A 5,129-nucleotide genomic window follows, 5' to 3' on the forward strand; every position below is an offset into this window, starting at 1 on the left:
ATAGGTCGCGCAGCCCCCGACCCTCCCCACGGGAGGGGGCTTCACCCCCACCCAGAGTCAGGGGCAACGCTTTGTGAATAGCATTGGCCAAAAAGCCACAAATACCGACCCAGTTCGCCTCTTGTTCTGGACAGAACGCCTCTTGCCACGCTAGTTTGTAAAAAAGCGGGGCGAAATGATCTCGTAAATTGAGGCAGTTATGGTATTTCCCGAGCGGTTTTCGGACCTTCCGGCAGCGACTTGGCCACGTTTGCGTGCGCTCTTGGACGTGCCGACAGAGGCGTCGGAAACGATCAACATGACAATCGGAGAGCCGCGGCACGCGTTTCCCGCGTTTGTGGGGGATATTCTGGCGGATAATCTTGCGGGTTTCGGCAGATACCCTGCCAATCATGGCACCGATGCCTTGCTTGATGCAATCGGCGGCTTTTTGAAGCGTCGTTATGATCTGGACGTGCCAAACGATCAAATTCTCGCCCTGAACGGCACCCGCGAGGGGCTTTACAATGCGGCGATGGCGCTTTGCCGTGAAGAAAAGCACGGCCAGCCTGTCATTCTGACGCCAAACCCGTTTTATCAGGTCTACGCAGTTGCCGCTTTGTCCGTCGGTGCTGAACCAATCTATGTGCCTGCGACCCAAGAAACCGGCCACTTGCCCGATTTCAAGTCGCTGCCAAGCGAAATTCTCGACCGCACCGCCATCGCTTATGCCTGTTCGCCAGCCAACCCGCAGGGCGCCGTCGCTGATGCAGACTATTGGCGCGATCTGATTGCTTTGGCCGAAAAGCATGATTTCATGATCTTCGCGGATGAATGCTATTCAGAGATCTACCGCGAATCCCCGCCCACAGGGGCGCTGGAAATTGCGATGCAAATGGGTGCTGACCCCGAACGCGTTTTGATTTTTCATTCACTGTCGAAGCGATCAAACTTGCCGGGTTTGCGGTCAGGCTTCTGCGCCGGAGGAGCTGGTTCGATTGCCCGCATGCGCAATTTGCGTGCCTTTGCGGGGGCGCCACTGCCTGAGCCATTGCAAGCTGTCGCGGCTGCGGCATGGCATGATGATGACCATGTGGTTGAAAACCGTGCGCTCTATCATCAGAAATACAATGTTGCGGATGAGGTCTTTGGCAACATCAAAGGCTACAATTCTCCGCAGGCTGGTTTCTTTTTGTGGCTGCCCGTTGTGGACGGGGAAGAGGCCGCAGTGCGGCTTTGGCAGGAAAAGGGCGTGCGGGTTTTACCCGGCGCATATCTAAGCCACGACGCAAACGGGGAAAACCCCGGAAAACATTACATTCGGGTCGCCATGGTGGCCCCAAAAGAAGAATTGCAGCGCGGATTGTTCTTGATCCGCGACTGTTTGTACGGTTGAGGAAAGCAGAACATGGCATCTTATCAATCCCGGCGGCGTGATCCGCTTTTGGACAGCAACACACAGGCCGCGCTTGAAAAACGCAGCAGAGAATTGCTGGGTCTTGGGCTCGCGTTCGTGGGTCTGCTGATCGCGGTCATGATTGGAAGCTATTCGCCCAATGACCCGAGCTGGATTTCGGCCACCGATGCGCCCGTGCAGAATTGGCTGGGGTATTATGGTGCTGCGATCGCCGCCCCAATGATGATGATTATCGGTCTGGGTGCGTGGACTATTCCGATGATCCTGCTCGCTTGGGGTATGCGGTTTGTTCTGCACCACGGCCATGAGCGTGCCATGGGCCGTCTGATTTTCATGCCGCTGGCGTTGATTGCCGCATCTGCTTACGGTGCCACGCTCGCGCCATCGGAGGCTTGGTTGGCCAATTTTGGCCTTGGCGGATTGTTCGGCGATACCGTTTTGGGTGTGTTGATTTTGATTTTGCCATTTGGGATCGCTTTCAGCGTCAAGCTGTTGTCTTTGCTGACAGCTGTAGCCCTGCTGGTGTTTGCGGCTTTTGCGCTTGGATTTACCCGTCCTGAATTGAGGGCCGGTGGGCGATTTGCGGTGCTGGGCACTGTGATGCTCTATGCGTTGGCGTTACGTTTGATTGGCAAGGGGGCGGCCCTGTCCACGCAGGCGGCTCAGGACATGCAGACCAATCTGCAAGCGCGTCGCGCGCAGATTGTCGAAGTCCGCAGCGCCCGTGTTGCCGCACCTGAGGATGAGGACGCTTTCACCGTCCCGCCTGCGAATGATGCGCGCGCGCGCGCCGCCGCCGTTGTTCGCGCCAATCCGGTTGTGCCGACGTCGGAGCCACCTTTGACCGCAGCATCGCGCGAAGGACCGGTTTCCGTTGCGGCCCCACTGACAGCCTCCCCGCGCAAAATGCCTGCAACGCAACCGCAAGGCGGGTTCCTGTCGGGGCTCCTCAAGCGTAATGATGCGCTGCCGGAACCTGAATTGGTGACCCACGCCGTGCCGGACAAAGGTCTTGCTTTGGGTGGCCAATCCGACCGCGTCAGCGCCCGCATTGCCGATGCGATCAAGAACCGCAGCCCCAAGCCTTCGCCCACCGGCGTGCGGATTGAACCCGCGTTGACTGCAGGGCGTGGACCTGAACCTTTGGTATTCTCGCCTTTGGAGCAGGATCTGTCGCATGACGAAGAACTGATCGACGGGCCCGACGATGGCCCGCGCATGGCCACACCGCATATGCCAATTCCAGACGTGCAAGTGCCACCCATGCCCAGCCATGAGCCTGCCCTCCGCAGTGTTGTGCAACATCCGCCAAAGCGCGCACCGCAGCCGTCCAAACAGGCGAAAGCAGAGGCGCAACCAGCGCTCAAATTTGACGAAAAATATGCCAGCTACGCACATCCGCCGCTTGGCCTTCTCACCAGCCCGATTGAAATCCAGCGCCATCATCTGAGCGACGAAGCGCTTGAGGAAAACGCGCGTATGCTGGAAAGTGTGCTGGACGACTACGGCGTCAAGGGAGAGATTGTCTCGGTCCGTCCCGGTCCCGTTGTCACCATGTATGAGCTTGAGCCAGCACCCGGTTTGAAAGCTTCACGCGTGATTGGCCTGTCTGATGATATCGCGCGGTCCATGTCTGCCTTGTCAGCGCGTGTTTCGACTGTGCCGGGCCGTTCTGTCATCGGGATCGAATTGCCCAATGAGAACCGCGAAAAGGTGGTTTTGCGTGAAATCCTGTCGCATAGCGATTTTGGTGACGGCAACCAGAAGCTGCCGTTGGCACTGGGCAAGGATATCGGCGGCGAACCGATTATCGCCAACCTTGCCAAGATGCCCCATCTTTTGATCGCCGGTACGACGGGTTCGGGTAAATCCGTGGCAATCAACACGATGATCCTGTCGCTGCTCTACAAACTGACGCCGGAAGAATGCCGGATGATTATGATTGATCCCAAGATGCTCGAACTCAGCGTCTATGACGGCATTCCGCATCTTCTGTCGCCTGTTGTGACCGATCCAAAGAAGGCCGTTGTCGCCCTGAAATGGACCGTGGGCGAGATGGAGGAACGCTATCGCAAGATGTCCAAGATGGGCGTGCGCAACATCGATGGCTACAATGGTCGGGTCAAAGAGGCGCTGTCGAAAGGTGAGATGTTCAGCCGCACAGTCCAGACCGGTTTTGATGATGAAACCGGCGATCCGATCTTTGAAACCGAAGAATTCCAGCCGGAACTGTTGCCCTATATCGTTGTCATCGTGGACGAGATGGCCGACCTGATGATGGTCGCAGGCAAAGAGATCGAGGCTTGCATCCAACGTCTGGCGCAGATGGCGCGTGCGTCAGGTATTCACTTGATTATGGCAACGCAACGTCCATCGGTGGACGTGATTACAGGTACGATCAAGGCCAATTTCCCGACCAGGATTTCGTTTCAGGTGACGTCCAAGATCGACAGCCGCACAATCCTGGGTGAGATGGGGGCCGAGCAGCTTTTGGGTATGGGTGACATGCTATACATGGCGGGTGGTTCCAAGATCACCCGCGTGCATGGACCGTTCGTGAGCGATGAGGAAGTTGAAGAAATCGTCAATCACCTCAAGGGTTTCGGCCCGCCTGAATATATGTCCGGTGTGGTCGAAGGCCCATCTGATGATGCCGAAAGCAGCATTGATCTGGTGCTGGGTCTGGGTGACGGGTCTGACAGCGAAAACGCGCTTTATGACACGGCCGTTGCGATTGTAATCAAGGACCGCAAATGCTCCACCTCATACATCCAGCGCAAACTGGCGATTGGCTACAACAAGGCCGCGCGTCTGGTGGAGCAGATGGAAGATGAAGGCGTGGTGAGCTCTGCGAACCATGTCGGCAAGCGCGAGATTTTGGTGCCGGAGCAGCATTGACGAAGGATGAATGCCCGCTTTGAGCGCATTTTGCCGAATGGTGCGCTTTGCACAAAGGAATGCTATCCAGCTTCCAAGGATATCGCGTAAGATAAGTTAGAGATGCTGAAGTTCACCCAACTCAACGCTGGCTGGAATGCGGAACCAAATGCGCCTGATCTCCAAGTCGAGCAGGATGATACTTCGCTCGTCGCCCGCTTTAGACCCAACCGATTCCTTTATCCTGAGTTAGCGCGTCTGTCGTTTATCTTGGTCCGTTTTGAAAACTGCGAAAAATACCGCATTACAAGCGTAAACGACCACAGCTGGTATGATGGACAGTGTCGTTTCAGTGACCTCGCACCGGTTTGGGGTGAATTCTATGAAATTTCGGGCGATACTCGCGATGGTTTGGACGCAACTCCTTGGATCGCAATGAACGGCTTAGGTACTAGGCACTTTCATTTCTACTTCAGAGACGAGGCGCTTGAGGTCAAAGCGCTCGATTGGTCGAGGCAAGTCAAAATCTGACTGCATTGGCAGCTTTGTCCCGCACAACAGACCTTCTCCCAAAAACAAAAACCCCCGCCTGCCAGCGCAAACGGGGGTCTCTATTCTTATGCCGAAATGGTGGCTCTAGAGCATACCTTCGCGCTGAAGCTTCTTACGTGCCAGCTTGCGCTGACGACGGATCGCTTCTGCTTTCTCACGCGCTTTACGCACGGACGGCTTTTCGAAATGTTGCTTGAGCTTCATTTCACGAAAAACGCCCTCACGCTGGAGCTTCTTTTTCAGAGCACGCAACGCCTGATCGACGTTGTTATCACGAACACTAACCTGCATGTGGTTTACACCA

Annotated in this window: 4 protein-coding genes; 3 read left to right on the top strand and 1 reads right to left on the bottom strand. The window is 56.0% G+C overall.

Annotated elements, in window-relative coordinates:
• Window positions 1-199 precede the first annotated feature (199 nt).
• The 3 genes from ACFDSS_RS13320 to ACFDSS_RS13330 all read left to right on the top strand — a co-directional run bounded on the left by ACFDSS_RS13320 (window position 200) and on the right by ACFDSS_RS13330 (window position 4,804).
• Window positions 200-1,375 carry an aminotransferase class I/II-fold pyridoxal phosphate-dependent enzyme gene (locus ACFDSS_RS13320; protein ID WP_375256218.1) on the top strand — a complete coding sequence of 392 codons (1,176 nt, stop codon included), beginning with the start codon at window positions 200-202 and terminating at the stop codon, window positions 1,373-1,375.
• 12 nt (window positions 1,376-1,387) lie between these two features.
• Window positions 1,388-4,294: a DNA translocase FtsK 4TM domain-containing protein gene (locus ACFDSS_RS13325; protein ID WP_375256219.1), complete on the top strand. Its 2,907-nt coding sequence runs from the start codon at window positions 1,388-1,390 to the stop codon at window positions 4,292-4,294.
• A 102-nt stretch (window positions 4,295-4,396) separates the two neighbouring features.
• A complete protein-coding gene (locus tag ACFDSS_RS13330) occupies window positions 4,397-4,804 on the top strand; it encodes a hypothetical protein (RefSeq protein WP_375256220.1) in 408 nt (135 codons plus the stop codon).
• Window positions 4,805-4,909: 105 nt separating this feature from the next.
• On the opposite strand, the gene rpsU is transcribed toward ACFDSS_RS13330, so the two are convergent.
• A complete protein-coding gene (gene rpsU / locus ACFDSS_RS13335; protein WP_100367708.1) occupies window positions 4,910-5,116 on the bottom strand; it encodes a 30S ribosomal protein S21 in 207 nt (68 codons plus the stop codon).
• Between the last annotated feature and the right edge of the window lie 13 nt (window positions 5,117-5,129).

This window comes from Yoonia sp., from assembly GCF_042093035.1.
Taxonomy (GTDB): Bacteria; Pseudomonadota; Alphaproteobacteria; order Rhodobacterales; family Rhodobacteraceae; genus Yoonia.